Raw genomic sequence first — 18,082 nt, 5'->3', positions numbered from 1 at the left:
CGCCCGCGGCCGGTCCGCGCCGGGGGGATCGTCTGCTCGGCGTGGTCGGATCCCCGCGCCTCGCCTTCCTGCTCAAGCGGTTCGCCCGCGCGGCGGTCTCGCTGGTGATCGTCCTGATCGCCTCCTTCTTCATGGTCCACTTCGTGCCGGGCGACCCGGTGCGCGCAGCGCTGGGCCCGACGGCGCCGGCCGAGACCGTGGCGGTGCTGCGCAGCACCCTCGGCCTCGACCTGCCGATCGGCCAGCAGTTCGCGAACTACCTCGGCGGGCTGCTGCGCGGCGACCTCGGCACCTCGATCAGCACGCAGCGGCCGGTCGGCAGCACGCTGGCCGAGCGGCTGCCCGCCACGCTGATGCTCTCGGTCGTCGCCTTCGCGGTCGCCGCGCTCGGCGCGTTCCCGATCGGCGTCGCGACGGCCGTCTCGGCCCGCGCCGGCAAGCACCGCACGCTCGACCTCGGCGTCTCGGGCCTGCTCGGCGTCGTGATCGCGATCCCGAACTTCCTGCTCGCGGTCGTGCTGATCTGGCTGTTCAGCATCGTCGTGCCGCTCGCGCCGTCCGCGGGCTGGGGCGGCCCGGAGTACGCGGTGCTGCCGGTGCTCGCCCTCGCGATCGGCCCGCTCGCCTACCTCGCGCGCATCGTGCACGTCGAGATGGTGCGGGTGCTCGAGGCGCCGTACCTCACCACCGCGCGCAGCAAGCGGCTGCCGGGGCACCTGCTCTACCTCCGGCACGCACTGCCCAACATCGTCACCGCGACGCTGACCGCGGGCGGAGTCGTGCTCACCGGCCTCGTCGCCGGCACGGTGCTGATCGAGACGGTCTTCGTCATCCCGGGCATCGGATCGACGATCGTCTCGTCGATCACCACCAAGGACTACCCGCTGATCCAGGGCATCGTGCTGATGTACGCCGTCCTGGTCCTCGCCGCCAACCTCGTCATCGACCTGCTGCTCGCCGCGCTCGACCCGCGGTCGGCCATCGCGGAGGCCTGAGCCATGAGCACTGCATCCCGTTCCGCCCGCCCGTCACTCGCCCACCGGCTCCCGGAGTCACTGCGCACCCCGCAGGGCGTCGCCGCCGCCGTCGGCCTCGCCCTGGTGATCCTCGCGACGATCCTCGGCCCGATCCTCTTCGGCGACCTCGCCACCGAGCGCTCGATCGCCGACCGCCAGCAGGGCGCGAGCCTCGCGCATCCCTTCGGCACCGACGACCTCGGCCGCGACCTCCTCGCCCGCGTCGTCGTCGCCACCCGGGTCTCGGTGCTGCTCACCCTCGGTGCGACCGGCATCTCGGTCGTCGGCGGCGTGCTGCTCGGCGTCGTCGCGGTGCTGCTGCCCCGCCTGCTGCAGCGGCTGATCGCCGGCCTCATCGACATCCTGCTGTCCTTCCCCTGGCTGCTGCTCGCGCTGTTCTTCTCGGTGATCTGGGGCACGACCGCGGTCGGCGCGATGCTCGCCGTCGGCTTCGCCGGCATCCCGGTCTTCGCGCGGCTCACCAGCACGCTCGCGGCTTCGGTGTCGTCCAGCGACTACGTCCGCGCGGCCGGGATGCTCGGCAGCCGCCCGCTGCGGACGACCGTCCGGCACGTGGTGCCGAACATCCTGCCGCCACTGCTGGTCAACTCGGCGGCGCACGCCTCCGTCACGCTGCTCTCCTTCGCCGCGCTGTCCTTCCTGGGCCTCGGCGTCCAGGCGCCCGAGTATGACTGGGGCCGGCTGCTCAACGAGGGCGCGAAGCGGATCTACGTCGATCCGATGGCCGCGATCGGCCCCGGCATCGCCGTGGTGCTGGTGGGCGTCGTCTTCGCGCTGCTCGGCGAGGTCTTCAGCGAGTCGTCCTCCCCTCGCCGCGCGGTCAAGGCAGTGAAGCGCCGGCGCTCGGACGAGGTCGTCGCGCCGGTCACCGACGGCATGCCCGTCGTCGAGATGTCCGGGCTGCGCGTGGCGTTCCCCGGCCGCGACGGCGCGATGACCGAGCGCGTGCACGGCGTCGACCTGACGATCCTGCCCGGCGAGACGGTCGGCATCGTCGGCGAGAGCGGCTCGGGCAAGTCGGTCACGGCGAGCGCCGTCGCCGGGCTGCTCGGCCCCGACGCGCTGGTCACCAGCGAGCAGCTCGTCTTCCGCGGCATCGACATGACCGCGGTGCCCAACGCCGGCGAGCGCCGCCGCCTCGGCCTCGAGCAGGCGATGATCTTCCAGGACCCGCTGACCTCGCTCAACCCGGCGCTCACCATCGGCCGCCAGCTGCGCGAGGCGAGCGAGGTGCACGCCCGCACCCCGCGCGCCGAGTCGCTGCGCCGCGCGATCGACAAGCTCAACCTGGTGCGCATCCCGGACGCCGAGAAGCGCGTCGGCCGGCTGCCGCACGAGTTCTCCGGCGGCATGCGGCAGCGGGCGATGATCGCGATGGGCCTGATGGGCACGCCGCGACTGCTGATCGCCGACGAGCCGACCACCGCGCTCGACGTCACCGTGCAGCGGCAGGTGATGCAGGCACTCCGCGAGGCGCAGACCGCGACCGGAGCGGCGATCCTCTTCATCTCGCACGACATCGCGCTGGTCAGCGGCTTCTGCGACCGGATCGTGGTGATGCGCGACGGTCGCGTGGTCGAGGAGATCGCGGCCGATCACCTCGACGAGGCGCGGCACCCCTACACGCGCGGGCTGATCGCCTGCGTGCCGGACATGGCGACCGACCGGAGCGCGCTGCTCCCGGTGATCGCGGCGATCGACGAGGAGCCGCAGGCGCCGTCGACCGACCGGACCGCCCACGACGAGCCCGCCCACGACCAGCCCGCCCACGACCAGGAGGCACTGACCGCATGAGCGAGCTGCGCTACGAGGCGGTGACCGTGCGCTTCGGCCACGGCCGCTCGGCGACCACGGCCGTCGACGCCGTGGACCTGACGGTCCGGCCCGGCACCACGCACGGGCTGGTCGGCGAGTCCGGCTCCGGCAAGTCGACGGTCGCCCGGGTCGCGGTCGGGCTCACCCCGCTGCACTCCGGCCGGATCCTGCTCGACGGCGTCGACATCACCAGCCGCGAGCCGTCCGCCCGGGACGCCCGCCGCCGGGTGCAGATGGTGTTCCAGGACCCGCTGTCCGCACTCGACCCGCGGATGAGCGTCGGCGCCTCGATCGCCGAGGGACTGCTCGCGACCGGCCGGCGCCACTCCGCCGCCGCCCGCGACGACCGGGTCCGCGAGCTGCTCGACCTGGTGCACATCGACCCGGCGCGCGCTGACGACCGCCCGACCGCCTTCTCCGGCGGGCAGCGCCAGCGGATCACGATCGCCCGGGCGCTGGCCGCCGAGCCGCAGGTGCTGATCGCCGACGAGATCACCTCGGCGCTCGACGTCTCGGTGCAGGGCGTGGTGCTCAACCTCCTGCGCGAGCTGCAGCAGAGACTCGAGCTCACGATGCTCTTCATCTCGCACAACCTCGCCGTCGTCCGCTACGTCAGCGACGAGGTCTCGGTGATGCGCGGCGGGCGCCTCGTCGAGCACGGCACGACCGACACCGTGCTGTCCGATCCCGCCGATCCGTACACGAGGCAGCTGCTCCGGGCCGTGCCCGTGATGGGCCGGCCTCTCGACCTGGAGGACGCATGACCGAGCTCCTGATCCGCTCCGCTCGCTTCGCGGGGCAGGACGCCCCCGCCGACCTGCTGCTGCGCGACGGCGCGATCGCCGAGATCGCCCCGGCCGGCACGCTGCCGGGCGGCACCGAGGCGATCGACGCCGACGGCCGCTTCGTCGCGCCCGGCTTCTGGGACGCGCACGTGCACTTCACCCAGTGGGTGGTGCGGAGGCAGCGGGTCGACCTCGCCCCCGCGGCGAGCGCCGCCGAGGCCGTCGCGATCATGCGCGCGGCGCTGCCGGTGCGCGAGGACGCCGTGCTGATCGGCTACGGCTTCCGCGACGGACTGTGGACGGACGCGCCGACCCGCGCGGCCCTCGACGCGATCGCGCCCGACCGCCCGCTCGTCCTGATCAGCGGCGACCTGCACTGCGGCTGGCTCAACAGCGCGGCCGGCCGGCGCTTCGGCCTGTCGATCCCGGAGGACGGCGTGCTGCGCGAGACGGAGTGGATCGGCACGCTCGACCTGATCGACGCGGCCGGCCTGCCCTCCGTCGCCGCCTACCGGGAGACCGCCGAGGCCGCCGCGGCCCGCGGAGTCGTGGGCATCGTCGAGTTCGAGAACGCCGACAACTCCCGCGCCTGGCCGGCCCGCATCGCGGAGGGCGTCACGTCCCTGCGCGTCGAGACCTCGGTCTGGCCCGACCGGCTCGACGACGCGATCGCCCGCGGGCTGCGCACCGGCGACGCCCTCGATCCGGCCGGCCTCGCCCGGATGGGCCGCCTCAAGATCGTCGTCGACGGCTCGCTGAACACCCGCACCGCCTACTGCTTCGACCCCTACCCCGGCATCGCCGCCGACCACCCGCACCCCTGCGGCGTGCTGAGCGTCGCGCCCGAGGAGGTGGAGGGCCTGCTGGTCCGCGCCCGCGACGCCGGCATCCTCCCGGCCGTGCACGCCATCGGCGACCGCGCGAACGCCGAGGTGCTCGACGTCTTCGAGCGGCTCGGCCTCGCGGGCACGATCGAGCACGCCCAGCTCGTCGCGGCCGAGGACTTCGCGCGCTTCGGCCGCCTCGGGCTCGTCGCGAGCGTGCAGCCGGAGCACGCGATGGACGACCGCGACGTCGCCGACCATCACTGGGCCGGCCGCACCGACCGCTCCTTCGCCTTCGCCTCGCTGCACGCCGCCGGCGCGACGCTCGCCCTCGGCTCCGACGCCCCGGTCGCCCCGCTCGACCCCTGGGTCTCGCTGGCCGCGGCCGTCAGCCGCCGCCGCGACGGCCGCGAGGCCTGGCACCCGGCCGAGCGCCTGCCGTTCGACGTCGCGCTCGCCGCGAGCACCCGCGGGGCGACCGTCGCCGTGGGAGCCGCGGCCGACCTCGTGCTGCTCGACCGCGACCCGGCGACCACCGACGACGCGGAGCTGCGCACGACACCCGTCGCGGCGACCCTGCTCGGCGGCCGGCCGACCTGGTCCGCGCTCTGACGGACTCTCCTCCACAGGGCCGTGCCGGACCGGTGTCCTCCACAGGCCGTCTCTCCTCCACAGGCCGCGCAGACCCGCCCGTTCTCCACAGCCACTCGCTCCTCCCCGACAGGACCCTCCCGCCATGCCCCTGATCACCACCCCGGCCGGCGTCGCCGTGCACTACGAGACGACGGGCGACCCGTCCGGCCGCCCGCTCGTCCTGCTGCACGGCGGCGGCGCCCAGCTGATCGGCTGGGACGACCGCTTCTGCGAGCTGCTCGCCGAGCACGGCTTCTTCGTCGTCCGCACCGACAACCGCGACGTCGGCCTCAGCCAGGCGACCGGCGGCCCGGAGGACACCTCGGCCGGCTACGACCTCGCGGACATGGCGCTCGACGTCGTCGCCGTGCTCGACGAGCTCGGGATCGCGCGCGCGCACCTCACCGGCATGTCGATGGGCGGCTACATCGCGCAGCTGGTCGCGATCCTGCACCCGGAGCGGGTCGCCTCGCTCGGCCTGATGTCGACCTCGCTCAGCTCGGCGCCGGAGTTCCTGGTCGGCGAGCACACCGGGCAGCCGATCACCGAGGTCCCGGAGGTCCTCGACCGCGACGCCTACATCGCCATGTTCGTCGGCGGCCAGCGGCACTACCAGTCGCCCGGCTTCCCCTTCGACGAGGCGGCGAGCGCCGCCCTCGGCGCCCGCTACTACGACCGCGCCTACACCCCGACCGGGCTGATCCGGCAGTGGAACGCGCTGCTGCGCGGACCGCTCGAGCGGCGGGAGGCGATGGCGAAGGTCACCGTGCCGGTCGCCGTGATCCACGGCCGCGGCGACCAGAGCCTGCACTGGAGCGCCGCGCTCGAGACCGCGCGGATCCTGCCCCAGGCCGAGCTGCACCTCTACGAGGAGATGGGCCACGACATCCCCGTGGAGCTCTGGCCCGAATTCGCTGCGATCCTGGCACGGACCGCCGCCCGCGCCGAGAGGACCGCCGATGCGTGAGAGCACCGAGTACGCGATGACCGACCCCGCCGAGATCCGCGCCCTGATCCGCGCGACGCCCTGGGCGACGATGGTCAGCGCGACCGCGGAGGGCGTCGTCGTCTCGCACTACCCGTTCCTGCTGGAGGAGCCGCTCCCCGGCGCCGACCCCGACGAGCTCGTGCTGGTCAGCCACGTCGGCCGGCCCGACGAGCGCGCCCACCGGCTCGGCGAGTCCGAGCTGGCCGTGGTCTTCCAGGGCCCGCACGGCTACGTCTCGCCCAGCTGGTACGGCGTCGCGCGCGCGGTGCCGACCTGGAACTTCGCCGCCGTGCACGTCTGGGGCGTGCCCGAGCTGCTCGGCGACGCGGAGAACCTCGCCGTGCTCGAGCGGCTCGTCGACCACTTCGAGGACGAGCTGCCCGAGCCGTTCCGCCTCCGGATCAGCGCCGAGAACGCGGCCTACGCCGAGCGGATCGTGCACGGCACGGTCGGCTTCCGGCTCCGGGTCACCCGGCTCGAGGCCAAGGAGAAGATGAGCCAGGACAAGCCGGCCGAGGTCGTCGACCGGGTCACGGCGGCGCTGGACGCGCCGGGGCCGTACCGGAACCCCGCGCTCGCCGAGCGGATGCGCCGCGTGCACGCCTCGATGCGGCCGGAGACTCCGCAGTGATGCCCGGCCTCCACGACGACCTGGTGCGTCTGCGCCGCCGCCTGCACGCCGACCCCGAGCTCGGCCTCGCCCTCCCGCGCACCCAGGCGCTGCTGCTCGAGGAGCTGGCCCCGCTCGGCCTCGAGATCACGACCGGCCGCGGCCTCGGCTCGATCACCGCCGTCCTCCGCGGCGGCCGCCCCGGACCGGTCGTCCTGCTGCGCGCCGACATGGACGCGCTCCCCGTCGTCGAGGCGACCGGGCTGCCCTTCGCCGCGACCAACGGCGCGATGCACGCCTGCGGCCACGACCTGCACATGGCCGGGCTGATCGGCGCGGCCCGCCTGCTCGCCGCCCGCCGCGAGGAGCTCGCCGGCACGATCGTGCTGATGCTCCAGCCCGGCGAGGAGGGCTTCGCCGGCGGCCGGCTGATGATCGAGGAGGGCGTGCTCGACGCCGCGGGCGAGCGCCCGGTCGCCGCCTTCGCGATGCACGTCGACTGCTCCACCGACTCCGGCCTCTTCGTCACCCGCTCCGGCCCGATGATGGCGAGCGCCAGCGGCATGCGGATCACCGTGACCGGCACCGGCGGGCACGCCGCGTTCCCGCACCTCGCCGTCGACCCGATCCCCGCGGCGGCCGCCCTGGTGCAGGCCCTGCAGACCTTCGTCTCCCGCCGCGTCCCGGCGACCGACCCCGCCGTCGTCTCGGTCGTGAGCATCGTCAGCGACTCGACCGCGCCCAACGTCCTCGCCGCGCGGGTCGAGCTGATGCTCAACATCCGCACGCTCTCCCGCGACACCTTCACCCTCGTCCGCTCCTCGCTCGCCGAGCTGGCCGCTGGCATCGCCGCGGCGCACGGCTGCGGCGTCGAGACCGAGTTCATCGACTCCTACCCCGTCACCCACAACGACCCGGAGGAGACCGAGCGCGTGATCGCCGCGCTCAGTGCCCGGCACGGCGCCGACCGCGTGCGCCGCCTCCCCGCGCCGTCGATGGCGTCGGAGGACTTCGCCTACGTCCTCGACGAGATCCCCGGCACGCTGCTCTTCCTCGGCACCCGCCCGCCCGGTCTGCCGGCGGAGGGCGCCCCCTCGATGCACTCCGAGTCCGCTGTCTTCGACGACGCCCTGCTCGGCCTGCACGCCGAGACCCTCGCCCAGCTGGCGCTCGACCGCTGCACGCTGATCGAGTAGCCCCCTCAGCGGGCGTCTCGAGATCCACCGTCGAACAGCGTCCAGGTCTCGAGACGCCCTGCGGGCTCCTCGACGAGCAGGGGGTGCGCACAACATCAGCTGAGAGCAGGGGGCCTCCCCTGACAGCGGAGGCCACCCCTTCTCAGCTGATGTTCTGCAGCGCTCGAGCGCTCCACACCGTTCGAGCGGCCCCTCCGCTGATCGAGTAGTCCGCGAAGCGGACCCGTCATGCTGACCGAGCTCCCCGCGCAGCGGCCCCCCTCATGCTGATCGAGCAGCCCGCGTAGCCATGCTGATCGAGCAGCCCGCGCAGCGGCCCACCCCCTGCTGATCGAGTAGCCCGTGCAGCGGGCGTATCGAGATCCACCCCTCGCCCGAGACGCCCAGGCGCGGCCACTCCCCCGCCAAGCACCCGGACCCGCTCCGTCTACTCCCCGACGGACGAACGCAGCCCGGCCGCGCACTTCAGCAGGTCGGGGATGCCGCTGACCGGCTGCGGCTCGGGGTCGGCCCGCGGGCCCAGGCGGCGGAAGACCGGCGGCTCCGTCGCCAGCACCTGACCGACGGCGCGCCCTCCGGTCCAGACCGTCAGCAGCACCTCGCCGTCCGGGCGCTCGGGAGCGCCGATCTCGTAGACCCGGCCCCGCACGGCCGCGCGCACCGGCGTCTTCCGGGCCAGGTGCACCCACACCGGGAACTCGCAGACCATGTCGACTCCTTTCTCATCAGCCCTCGACTGGGCGGAACCGCTCAGTAGTCGAGAGCGCTCTCGACGTCGAAGTTCGAGGTCAGACCGCCGTCGCCCGGCTGGACCGGGTGCGACCCGACGAGCGCCTCGGTGCGCGCGCGGATCCGCTGCACCTCCTCGTGGTTGTCCGGCTCGGGCAACTCGGACGGCGTCGTCTCCGAGACGAGCGACGCGCCGGAGTTCAGCAGGAACGACACCTGGATCGTCGCGCCGTCCGCCCCGATCCCCGTGTACTCGACCCGGTCGGCCGTGCGGTTCGCGCCGAGTGCGACCGCGTACGCCACCAGGGCGTCTGCTGCGTCGTCCCCGAGCAGGATCGTCTTGTCCGCGAAGAGGATGTGCTTCATGCCACCATGCTCGGTCGCGGTCCCCGCGCCGGGGGAGGTCCTTGACAGATCGGGGAGGGGACGGAAGGGAAGCGAGAGTCCGTCGGGGTTGCCGCCGGAGTCGAAGTGGAGAAAGGTGTCGATCACGCGGGCGCCCGCCGGCTGTGACGAAGGCTGGAGACGGCGATGGGAAAACTGTTCTACGACGGATCCGTCGAGATCGATTTCGAGGACAGGGTGCTCGCGCACCTGCAGATCGTCGTCACCGCCAAGCTCCGCCGCAACGAGTCCTTCCTGCTCAGCTGGCGCGACGATCACAGCATGGGCGACGGCCGCAGCGCCATCTGGCTGCATCCTGCGGTCGGCCTGCGCTACAAGTACTTCGGCGGGCGGATGCCCCGCATCAACCCCGCCTGGATCGCCGCGCTCACCGATCTCGCCAACTCCTCCGGCGGCCTCTACGTCGTCGCCGAGCCCGACACCGAGCACGTCCGCACGGCCGACCGGGAAGCGCACTGATGCGCCGGCTCGACATCCTCTACAACGGAGCGCCCTACACGGTGAGCGACCGCACCGCCGCCCAGTTCCGGGGCGAGGTGGACGCCGCCCTCGCCGCGGAGACCCCGCAGTGGCTCACCGTGAACCACGGCGAGGGCCGCGCCAGCACCGCGCTCATCCTGATCACCCCGTTCACGGCGATCACGATCCTCACGAACGACGCCGAGGACGACGTCGCACCCGACGCGGCATGAGCGGCGCGGGGCCAACGCCGACGCGGCGACACTGCAGGCGGCCGCCTCGTCGCTCCGGCCCGCGCGTCCCGGCACCGCGGCGGCTAGGGTGGGCGCGATGACCGATTCCGCCGTCCTCTGCGACCCGTATCTGCGCGGGTACCCGATCGACGGCGTCGCCATCTCCACCCTCGGCCGCACCTTCGGCGGCGAGACGATCGCCGCGAGCGACCCGACGGCCGCGCGGCTCGACGAGATCCAGCTCGACCTCGGCCAGGGCCCCTGCTGGGACGCGATCGCCGCGGGCGCCCCCGTGTCCCTCCTCGACACCGGCACCGACGTGCGCTGGCCGCTCTTCGCCGAGGCGGTGGACGCCCTCGACGTGCGCTCGGTGTTCGCCTTCCCGCTCACCTTCGCCGGGCTCTCGATCGGCGCCGTCGACCTCTACACCCGCACCCCGATCACCCTCGACGACGCCGCGCTCACCGAGATCTCGGCGCAGTCGCCCGCCACCTCGCTCCGGGTGCTCGCCGCGGTGCTCCACGACGACGCGGACGAGGTGAGCAGCAACCCCGGGTCCCGGAGGGTCGTCCACCAGGCGACCGGCATGATCATCGCCCGCTACCGCCTCGACTCGGACGACGCCCTCGTCCTGCTGAGGGCCCACGCGTTCGCCCAGCACCGCCCCCTCGTCGACGTCGCCCAGGACATCGTCGCCCGCCAGGACGGCTTCCCCGACCGCCCGCTCACCGTTCAGGACGACTCATGGTGATCAACTCCCGCGAGCGGAGCGTCATCGCGACCTTCGTGGCCCTCTCCGACACGCTCGTCGACGACTACGACGTCGTCGACTTCGCGCAGATGCTCGTCGAGAGCAGCGCGACCCTGTTCGACGCGGTCTCGGCGGGCCTGGTGCTCGCCAGCCCCGAGGGCACGCTCGAGGTGCTCGCCTCGACCGACGAGGACACCCGCCTGATCGAGCTGCTGCAGCTCGAGACCGCCGGCCCGTGCGTCGAGTGCTACGAGACCGGGCGCGCCGTCGTCGTGCCGGACACGCTCGCGGTCGACGACCGCTGGTCCGAGTTCCGCACCCGCTCGAGCGACCTCGGCGTCCGGGCCGCGCACTGCGTGCCGATGCGCTCGCGGGGCACCACGATCGGCTCGCTCAACCTCTTCCAGGCCGGCACCGGCACCCTCGACCCCGACGACGTCGCCGTCGTGCAGGCCTTCGCCGACGTCGCGACGATCGGCATCCTGCACCAGCGCGCGCTCCGCGAGAGCACCGTCACCCAGGAGCAGCTGCAGCGCGCCCTCGACAGCCGCGTCCTGATCGAGCAGGCGAAGGGCATCATCGCCTACTCCCAGCGCACCACCGTCGACCGCGCCTTCGAGATCCTCCGCTCCCGCTCGCGCTCGACCTCCACGCCGATCACGACCCTCGCCCACCAGATCATCGAGGGCTACCGGGACTGACCGGCCGCCGCGGCAGCCCGAGCCGCCGGCCCGCGTATCGAGCCCCGGTGGCCGATGTGCCTGCGGTGGGGGATCTCGATACGCCCGCTGCGCGGGCTACTCGATCAGCATGGAGCGCCCGCGCCCGCGTCCGCATCCGCGCATGCACGGGCCGCGAAGAACAGGGAGCGCAGCTCGCCTTCCCTGCTGGTCGAGTAGCGGGTCGCAGGCCCGCGTATCGAGACCCACCCGGTCCGGGCGCTACGCCGTCAGGGAGACCGCCGTCCAGGAGACCGGGGGCAGCGTCAGCGTCAGCACGCCGTCCGCGAGGGTCGCGTCGACGGGCTGCAGGCCCACGCGGTTCTGGTCGTCCTTGGTGTTCTTCGCGTAGACGTCCTCGTCGAAGAGGGCGACGGCCTCGGCGACGGTGGTGACGCCGAGGCCGTTCACGTCGACGGTGACCTCGAGGGTCTCCGTGGTCGAGCGGTTGACCAGGAACACGGCCGCACGGCCGTCATCCAGCGTGGCCACCGAGTCGACCAGCGGTGCGTCGCCGTGCCGGGCGGTGGAGTAGGACCCGACCTCGATCCGCGGCCGCAGGACCGAGCCCGACGCGAGACGCGCGGTGGTCGAGAACGGGAAGAACGTGGTCTGCCGCCACGCGGCTCCGCCCGGCTCGGTCATGATCGGCGCGATGACGTTGACCAGCTGCGCGAGCGACGCCGAGGTGACCCGGTCGGAGTTCTTCAGCAGCGTGATCATCAGGTTGCCGAGCACGACGGCGTCGGCGACGGAGTAGACGTCCTCCAGCAGCCGCGGCGCGTAGGCCCACTCCCGGGCGCCGGCGGTGTCAGCGGCGGCGAGGGCGGCCTCCTCCTCCTGGTGCTCCTGGAGGTACCAGATGTTCCACTCGTCGAAGGACAGCTTGATGTCCTTCGACTTCTTCAGCTTGTGCTTCACGTGGTCGACGGTCGCGGCGACGGTGGAGATGAAGTACTCCATGTCGAGCGAGGACGCCAGGAACGAGCCGAGGTCGCCGTCGTACTCCTGGTAGTAGGCGTGGCAGGAGACGTACTCGACGTCGTCGTAGGCGTGTTCGAGGACGACCCGCTCCCACTCGCCGAAGGTGGGCATCGAGGAGCCGGAGGAGCCGCAGATCACGAGCTCGAGCGAGGGGTCGGCGATCTTCAGGGCCTTGGCGGTGCGGGAGGCGAGCTTGCCGTAGTCGTCGGCGTTCATGTGGCCGACCTGCCAGGGGCCGTCCATCTCGTTCCCCAGGCACCACATGCGGATGTCGTGCGGCTCCGGCGACCCGTTCGCGATCCGCTGGTCCGCGAGGAACGTGCCGGCCTTGCCGTTGGCGTACTCGAGGACGTCGAGGGCCTCGAGGACGCCGCGGGTGCCGAGGTTCACGGCGTACATGATCTCGCTGCCGGTCAGCTTCGCCCACTTCGCGAAATCGTCCAGGCCCACCTCGTTGGTCTCGAGCGAGTGCCAGGCGAGGTCGCGGCGGCGCGGGCGGTCCTCGCGGGGTCCGACGCCGTCCTCCCAGCGGTAGCCGGAGACGAAGTTGCCGCCCGGATAGCGGACGGTGGTCGAGCCGAGCTCCTTGACCAGCTCGACCACGTCCAGGCGGAAGCCGTCCTCGTTCGCGGTCGGGTGCCCGGGCTCGTAGATCCCGTCGTAGACGCAGCGGCCGAGGTGCTCGACGAACGAGCCGAACAGCCGCGGATTCACGGGAGCGACCACCGCGGCCGGATCGAGGGAGATGCGCGCGGTCGCGGGCGGGGAGACGGCGCGGGAGGCGTCGGTCATGGCAGAGCCTTTCTGGATCGTGCTGAGGTGAGCGGTGATGCGGGAGTCCCGACGCCGGTCGGCGTCACTTGACGGAGCCGATGGAGAGTCCGCCCTGCCAGTACTTCTGCAGGGTGAGGAACGAGACGATCAGCGGGATGACGGAGATCAGGGCGCCGACGATGACGAGGTTCCACAGCGACTGGCCGCCGGTGTTGACCGACGCCTGGGTCTGCCAGGTGCCGAGTCCGACGGTGACCGGGAAGAGCTGCGAGTTCGAGAGCATCACGAGGGGGAGGAAGTAGTTGTTCCAGGTCCCGACGACGGAGAGCAGCAGCACCGTCACGAGTGCGGGGCGCAGCAGCGGCAGGGCGACGCGGAAGAACACCGTGATCTCGCCGGCTCCGTCCATCCGGGCGGCGTCGAGCATCTCCTCCGGCACCGCGTCCTGCGTGTAGACGCGCATGAGGTAGACCGCGAACGGGTTGAGCATCGACGGCAGGATGACCGCCCAGACGGTGTTGGTGAGCTGGGCGGTGCTGAACATGACGAACAGCGGGATGACCAGGGCCGTCGCCGGCACCATCACCGACCCCAGGACGAGCGAGAAGAAGGCGTTGCGGCCCTTGAAGGCGTAGGCCGCGAAGCCGTAGCCGGCGAGCACCGACAGCACCGTCGCTCCGAGTCCGCCGGCGAAGGCGTAGAGGAACGAGTTGCCGAGCCACTTCCAGTAGAGGCCGTTCGAGTAGGTGAACAGCGAGCCGATGTTGGTGAAGAACTCGAAGGAGTCGCCGAACCACAGGGGGCTGACGGTGCCCGAGAACAGGCCGACCTGGTCCTTGGTCGAGGCCACGACGAGCCACCAGAACGGCAGCGCGAAGTAGACGACGAAGGCGAGCAGGATCACGTGCGGGAGCAGCTGGCGGCCGCCGCGGCGGCTCCGCGCCCGGACGGCGTCGTCGCGTCGCTGGACGCGGTCGCGCTTGGGGGCGAGCGAGAGGGTGCTCATGAGAGTCCGTTCCTCTTCTTGGTGGCCATCAGGAACAGGTAGGACCCGAGGAACACCACGAGACCCAGCGCGAAGGAGATCGCGGAGGCGTAGTTGAACTGGTTGTAGGAGAAGGCGAGCGTGTACGCGTAGATGTTCGGCGTGTACGACGCGTCGATCGAGCCCGAGGCCAGCGAGCGCAGGATCTGCGGCTCGGTGAAGAACTGCAGGGTGCCGATGAGGGCGAAGACGAGGATCAGCACCATCGAGGAGGAGATCATCGGGATCTTGATCCGCAGCGCCGTCTGGATCGCGCTCGCGCCGTCCAGGCGTGCGGCCTCGTAGACCGCGGGGTCGATGCCCTGCAGGGCCGCGTAGATGATGATCATGTAGTAGCCGGCCCACTGCCAGGTGACGACGTTGACCAGGCTGCCGAAGATCGAGTCCTTGCCGAGCAGGTTCGGCGCGTCGAGACCGAGCCAGCCGAACACCTCCGTGGCAGGCCCGAAGGACGGGCTGTAGAGGAAGCCCCACATCAGGGCGCCGATCACCGCGGGCACCGCGTAGGGCACGAAGATCATCAGCCGGGCGAACCGCGAGAAGCGCGAGGTGAGCGCGTCCAGCATCAGTGCGGCGATCAGCGAGACCAGCATCTGGATCGGGATCAGGATGAGGGCGAAGCGCACCACCAGCCAGACGCCCTCGAGGAAGAGGGGGTCCGAGAAGGCCTTGGCGTAGTTCGCGAACCAGACCCACTGATTGCCGGTGGCGACGGTCTTGTTCTGCAGGCTCAGGATGAACGAGTAGATCAGCGGAGTGATCAGGAAGACCACGAGGAAGATCCCGAACGGGGCGACGAAGACCCAGCCCCAGCGGGCGCGCCGCGAGGCGACGACTCCGGTGCGCGGCTTCTTCGGACGGGTCTCGGCCGGAGCGGCGCTGGCGGCGGGGGCGGGGACGACGAGGTTGGACATGGTGCTCCTTCGAGGAGGGACGGGGCGGCCGCCGCCCTCGCGGACGGCGGCCGCCGATCGTCAACCGACCGTGTAGCCCTGGCCCGCGGCGTACTCGCTGACCGCGGTCTGATAGGTCGAGAGGGCGTCCGCGACGCTCGAGTCACCGCTGTTCACGGCGTTCACCGCCTCGGTGAGCTTGTCGTAGGCGAAGTTCTGGAACGGCGAGACCTGGAAGCCCTGGTACTCCGTGGCGGCGGCGAGGAAGACGTCCTTGTTGATCTGCTGACCGCCGAAGAAGTCGTACTCGAGGTTCGCGAAGTAGTCCGACTCGAGGATCGGCTTCCACAGCGGGAACAGAGCGCCCTTCTCGATGCCGATCTTCCAGGCCTCCTCGGTGCCGAAGATCTCCTTCGCCACCGTCGCGGCCGCTTCCTTGTCCTCGGCCTGGCTGGTCACCGCGAAAGCGGATCCGCCGATGTTGATCTGGGTCGGCTCGGCACCCTCCCACTGCGGGACCGGTGCGGCACGCCACACGGCGTCGGTGTCGGCGCCCTCGAAGCCCTTCAGGTAGCCGGGCAGCCAGGCGGCGGCGACGACCGAGGCGTAGGTGCCGTCGACCAGGTGGGTGTTGTAGTCGGTGGTCGAGGCGTCCTCGGTGCCGACCAGGCCCTTCTGCACCAGGTCGCTCCAGTAGTCCATGACCTTCGCGCTGGCCTCGTCGTCGAGGTCCACCGTGACGTCCGTGCCGTCGACGGTGTAGGGCACCGAGCCGGCCTGCGCGAAGAGCGCCTGCTGGTAGGCGCGGCCGTTGCCGGGGAAGTCCGTCATGAGCGTGGTGGAGCCGGCGTCCTTGAGAGCCTGCGCCGCTGCGGCGTACTCCTCCCAAGTCGTCGGGACGGGGATGCCGTACTGGTCGAGGATGTCCTGGCGGTAGAGCATGCCGACCGGTCCGCCGTCGACGGGGATCGCGTAGGTGGCGTCGCCGCTGGAGACGTCGGCCCAGGCGCCCTCGGAGTAGTTGCTCTGCACGTCGCCCGCGCCGTACTCGGTGAGGTCGACGAGCGCGTCCTGCGGGATGTAGCTCTGCACGACCTCGCTCTCGAGCATGACGACGTCGGGTGCGCCCGAGCCGGCCTGCACGGCGGTGGTGAGCTTGGTGTACTCGTCGTTGCCGGCACCGGCGTTGCTCCAGCAGATCTGGACGTCGTCGTGGCTGTTGTTGAAGAGGTCGACGATCCCCTCGAACTCCGGGTACCAGGCCCACATCGTGACGACCTTGGCGTCCTCGTTCACGATCGTGTTCTCGCAGGTGGCGGCGTCGCTCCCTGCGGAGCAGCCGGTGAGGGCGGCCGCGGAGGCGGCGACGGCCACCCCCGCCGCGAGCATTCTCTTCGTGTGACGCATCATTGCGTGTCCTTTCGGATACGGCCGTCGTCGGCCGGGAAGGGGGGATCGTCCTGGAGCAGGTCGCTTGTACAACGATGGAAAACAACGTTGTAGAAATGATGATGCGGAGTTCGTCGGCGAGTGTCAAGAGCGCGGTCGCCGTCCGCGACGCAACCGTGATCAACGCGCTACGGCGCGGTCGACTCCCGCGACGTCACCGAGAAACCGGCCTCGTGCAGCGTCGGAGGCGCGAGGAGCGAGCCCTCGATCCGCCCCTTCAGCACCTCGACGGCGGTCCGCGCGATCTCGTCGCGACCCGGATCGATGCTCGACAGGCTCGGGACCGAGTACCGCGATTCGTCGACGTCGTCGAAGCCGATGACCGCGACGTCCCCGGGGATGCTCAGTCCCTGCACCTGCAGCGCGCGGATGGCGCCGAGCCCGAGGGAGTCGTTCAGGGCGAAGACGGCGTCGAAGTCGACCCCGGACTCCAGGACCCTGCACATCGCCGCGTTGCCGTTGGCGCGGTGCCACGGTCCCGAGTAGCTGACCAGGCGCTCGTCGTAGGCGATGCCCGCCGCCTCCAGGGCCTCGCGGTACCCCCGCATCCGCAGTGCGGCCGAGCCGACGTCCTCGTTCTCGTGCGCCCCGAGGGCGACGATCCGCCGCCGGCCGGACTCGATCAGGTGGGTCGTCGCGGCGCGGGCGGCGGCGACGTTCTGCATGGTCACGTGGTCGACCCGCGAGGTGAAGATCCGCTCGCCCAGCAGGACCAGCGGGTAGTCGACCGCGAGCGCGGGCTCGTCGGCCATCGCCATCCCCAGGGGGCTGAAGAGCAGCCCGTCCGTGAGCTGGCGCCGCGAGCTGCGCAGGACGTCCCGCTCGCGCTGCGGGTCCCCTCCGGTCTGCTCGATCAGCACGGTCAGGCCCCGGTCGTCGGCCGCGCGCATGACGCTGTCGGCGAGCTCGGCGAAGTACGCCAGGCTGAGCTCGGGGAGCGCCAGTCCGATGACGTTCGTCCGCCCCCGCCGGAGACTCCGGGCGGAGAGGTTCGGGATGTACCCCAGCTCGGCGATCGCGGCCTCGACCCGCTCGCGGGTGGCCGGGCGCACGTGCGGGTAGTCGTTGATGACGTTGGAGACGGTCTTGATGGAGACTCCGGAGGCCCGCGCCACGTCGTGCAGAGTGATCGCCATCGATCTCCTTCAGTCGGGACCTGCTGAACATACAACGTTGTAGCCGACTCTAGCGCTCCCCTGAACGGGTGCGCCGGAAGGCGCCGCGCCGCCCACGGACGGAGGCGGTCCCGACGATCGGACGTGCGGCGACCGCCTCAGAGGAAGTCGTAGTCCAGCTCGCCCCAGAGCTGCCGGGGGTCGGCGTCCCAGACCCCGATCGGCTCCCGCGAGCGCTCGAGCGCGTCGAGGCGGTCGCGCAGGTCGAGCGCGGAGTCGGTGCCGGCCCCGGTCCGCTCGCCCCGCAGCAGGAGCGGGACCCCGACTCCGATCGTCAGGACCACCACCGCCGAGGCGTCGGAGGACGCCGCGTCCGCGAGAGTGACGGTGGCCATCCGGCCGCGATCGGCCAGCGCCACCGAGTAGCGCAGAACGGCGTCCGCGGCCTCGTCCTCGAGGACGATCGCGCCCCCGGCGTACGACAGAGTCTTCATCTCATGCTCCCCTGGTGCTCTCGGCGGATGGACGAGGTCCGACATCGGGGACCAGGATGCGGTCCGCTCACCGTACGCCACCCGGCCGCCGCCGCACAGGGTGGCGCCGGAGGAGCGACGCCGACCGCACGCCCGCGCCGATCC

19 protein-coding genes are annotated in these 18,082 nt (G+C 71.8%); 11 read left to right on the top strand and 8 right to left on the bottom strand.

The genetic code is table 11. The features are described 5' to 3' along the window. Window positions 1–41 precede the first annotated feature (41 nt). From EDF35_RS00435 to EDF35_RS00405, 7 genes are all read left to right on the top strand, one after another. Window positions 42–995: an ABC transporter permease gene (locus tag EDF35_RS00435; RefSeq protein WP_208110648.1), complete on the top strand. Its 954-nt coding sequence runs from the start codon at window positions 42–44 to the stop codon at window positions 993–995. Window positions 996–998: 3 nt separating this feature from the next. Continuing rightward, window positions 999–2,831: a dipeptide/oligopeptide/nickel ABC transporter permease/ATP-binding protein gene (locus EDF35_RS00430; RefSeq protein ID WP_133960418.1), complete on the top strand. Its 1,833-nt coding sequence runs from the start codon at window positions 999–1,001 to the stop codon at window positions 2,829–2,831. Beyond that, window positions 2,828–3,616, top strand: coding sequence for an ATP-binding cassette domain-containing protein (locus EDF35_RS00425; protein WP_133960417.1), 789 nt, complete (start codon window positions 2,828–2,830; stop codon window positions 3,614–3,616). Before EDF35_RS00430 ends, EDF35_RS00425 begins: the two co-directional genes overlap by 4 nt. Next, on the top strand, window positions 3,613–5,073 hold the full coding sequence (locus EDF35_RS00420) for an amidohydrolase family protein (RefSeq protein ID WP_133960416.1): 1,461 nt from the start codon (window positions 3,613–3,615) through the stop codon (window positions 5,071–5,073). Before EDF35_RS00425 ends, EDF35_RS00420 begins: the two co-directional genes overlap by 4 nt. A 124-nt stretch (window positions 5,074–5,197) precedes the next feature. Beyond that, window positions 5,198–6,061, top strand: coding sequence for an alpha/beta hydrolase (locus EDF35_RS00415; RefSeq protein ID WP_133960415.1), 864 nt, complete (start codon window positions 5,198–5,200; stop codon window positions 6,059–6,061). After that, window positions 6,054–6,713, top strand: a complete 660-nt coding sequence (locus EDF35_RS00410; protein ID WP_133960414.1) for an FMN-binding negative transcriptional regulator — start codon at window positions 6,054–6,056, stop codon at window positions 6,711–6,713. Before EDF35_RS00415 ends, EDF35_RS00410 begins: the two co-directional genes overlap by 8 nt. Next, window positions 6,713–7,888, top strand: a complete 1,176-nt coding sequence (locus EDF35_RS00405; RefSeq protein WP_133960413.1) for a M20 family metallopeptidase — start codon at window positions 6,713–6,715, stop codon at window positions 7,886–7,888. The genes EDF35_RS00410 and EDF35_RS00405 overlap by 1 nt, the downstream gene beginning before the upstream one ends. A gap of 427 nt (window positions 7,889–8,315) precedes the next feature. Here the strand turns inward: EDF35_RS00405 and EDF35_RS00400 are convergent, their stop codons facing one another. Together EDF35_RS00400 and EDF35_RS00395 are read right to left on the bottom strand one after the other, a co-directional pair. Next, on the bottom strand, window positions 8,316–8,597 hold the full coding sequence (locus EDF35_RS00400; RefSeq protein ID WP_133960412.1) for a hypothetical protein: 282 nt from the start codon (window positions 8,595–8,597) through the stop codon (window positions 8,316–8,318). Window positions 8,598–8,638: 41 nt separating this feature from the next. Beyond that, window positions 8,639–8,983, bottom strand: coding sequence for a hypothetical protein (locus tag EDF35_RS00395; RefSeq protein ID WP_133960411.1), 345 nt, complete (start codon window positions 8,981–8,983; stop codon window positions 8,639–8,641). A gap of 165 nt (window positions 8,984–9,148) precedes the next feature. On the opposite strand from EDF35_RS00395, the gene EDF35_RS00390 reads away from it, so the two are divergent. The 4 genes from EDF35_RS00390 to EDF35_RS00375 all read left to right on the top strand — a co-directional run bounded on the left by EDF35_RS00390 (window position 9,149) and on the right by EDF35_RS00375 (window position 11,166). Further along, window positions 9,149–9,481 carry an ATP-dependent DNA ligase gene (locus EDF35_RS00390; RefSeq protein WP_123706265.1) on the top strand — a complete coding sequence of 111 codons (333 nt, stop codon included), beginning with the start codon at window positions 9,149–9,151 and terminating at the stop codon, window positions 9,479–9,481. Then, window positions 9,481–9,714 carry a hypothetical protein gene (locus EDF35_RS00385; protein WP_123706264.1) on the top strand — a complete coding sequence of 78 codons (234 nt, stop codon included), beginning with the start codon at window positions 9,481–9,483 and terminating at the stop codon, window positions 9,712–9,714. The genes EDF35_RS00390 and EDF35_RS00385 overlap by 1 nt, the downstream gene beginning before the upstream one ends. A 97-nt stretch (window positions 9,715–9,811) precedes the next feature. Then, on the top strand, window positions 9,812–10,465 hold the full coding sequence (locus EDF35_RS00380) for a GAF and ANTAR domain-containing protein (protein WP_123732452.1): 654 nt from the start codon (window positions 9,812–9,814) through the stop codon (window positions 10,463–10,465). Next, complete coding sequence (locus EDF35_RS00375) at window positions 10,459–11,166, top strand: GAF and ANTAR domain-containing protein (protein WP_123706262.1); 708 nt, start codon at window positions 10,459–10,461, stop codon at window positions 11,164–11,166. Before EDF35_RS00380 ends, EDF35_RS00375 begins: the two co-directional genes overlap by 7 nt. 240 nt (window positions 11,167–11,406) lie before the next feature. On the opposite strand, the gene EDF35_RS00370 is transcribed toward EDF35_RS00375, so the two are convergent. The 6 genes from EDF35_RS00370 to EDF35_RS00345 all read right to left on the bottom strand — a co-directional run bounded on the left by EDF35_RS00370 (window position 11,407) and on the right by EDF35_RS00345 (window position 17,938). Further along, complete coding sequence (locus tag EDF35_RS00370; RefSeq protein ID WP_133960410.1) at window positions 11,407–12,960, bottom strand: alpha-L-arabinofuranosidase C-terminal domain-containing protein; 1,554 nt, start codon at window positions 12,958–12,960, stop codon at window positions 11,407–11,409. Between the two features lie 64 nt (window positions 12,961–13,024). After that, window positions 13,025–13,948, bottom strand: a complete 924-nt coding sequence (locus EDF35_RS00365; RefSeq protein ID WP_123444558.1) for a carbohydrate ABC transporter permease — start codon at window positions 13,946–13,948, stop codon at window positions 13,025–13,027. Next, the gene (locus tag EDF35_RS00360; RefSeq protein ID WP_123706628.1) at window positions 13,945–14,901 is read right to left on the bottom strand and encodes a sugar ABC transporter permease; all 957 of its coding nucleotides are present in this window, start codon (window positions 14,899–14,901) and stop codon (window positions 13,945–13,947) included. The genes EDF35_RS00365 and EDF35_RS00360 overlap by 4 nt, the downstream gene beginning before the upstream one ends. Before the next feature lie 60 nt (window positions 14,902–14,961). Beyond that, entirely contained in the window at window positions 14,962–16,287 is a 1,326-nt protein-coding gene (locus EDF35_RS00355; RefSeq protein WP_166673968.1) for an extracellular solute-binding protein, read from the bottom strand. A gap of 170 nt (window positions 16,288–16,457) precedes the next feature. Continuing rightward, window positions 16,458–17,465 (bottom strand): LacI family DNA-binding transcriptional regulator, encoded by a 1,008-nt coding sequence (locus EDF35_RS00350; RefSeq protein WP_133960409.1) that lies wholly within the window; start codon window positions 17,463–17,465, stop codon window positions 16,458–16,460. A 137-nt stretch (window positions 17,466–17,602) separates the two neighbouring features. Beyond that, window positions 17,603–17,938, bottom strand: a complete 336-nt coding sequence (locus EDF35_RS00345) for a hypothetical protein (protein WP_123706631.1) — start codon at window positions 17,936–17,938, stop codon at window positions 17,603–17,605. Between the last annotated feature and the right edge of the window lie 144 nt (window positions 17,939–18,082).

This window comes from Rathayibacter sp. PhB151, assembly GCF_004366415.1.
GTDB classification, from domain to species: domain Bacteria; phylum Actinomycetota; class Actinomycetes; order Actinomycetales; family Microbacteriaceae; genus Rathayibacter; species Rathayibacter festucae.
This window is presented reverse-complemented; position numbering and strand designations above follow the sequence as displayed.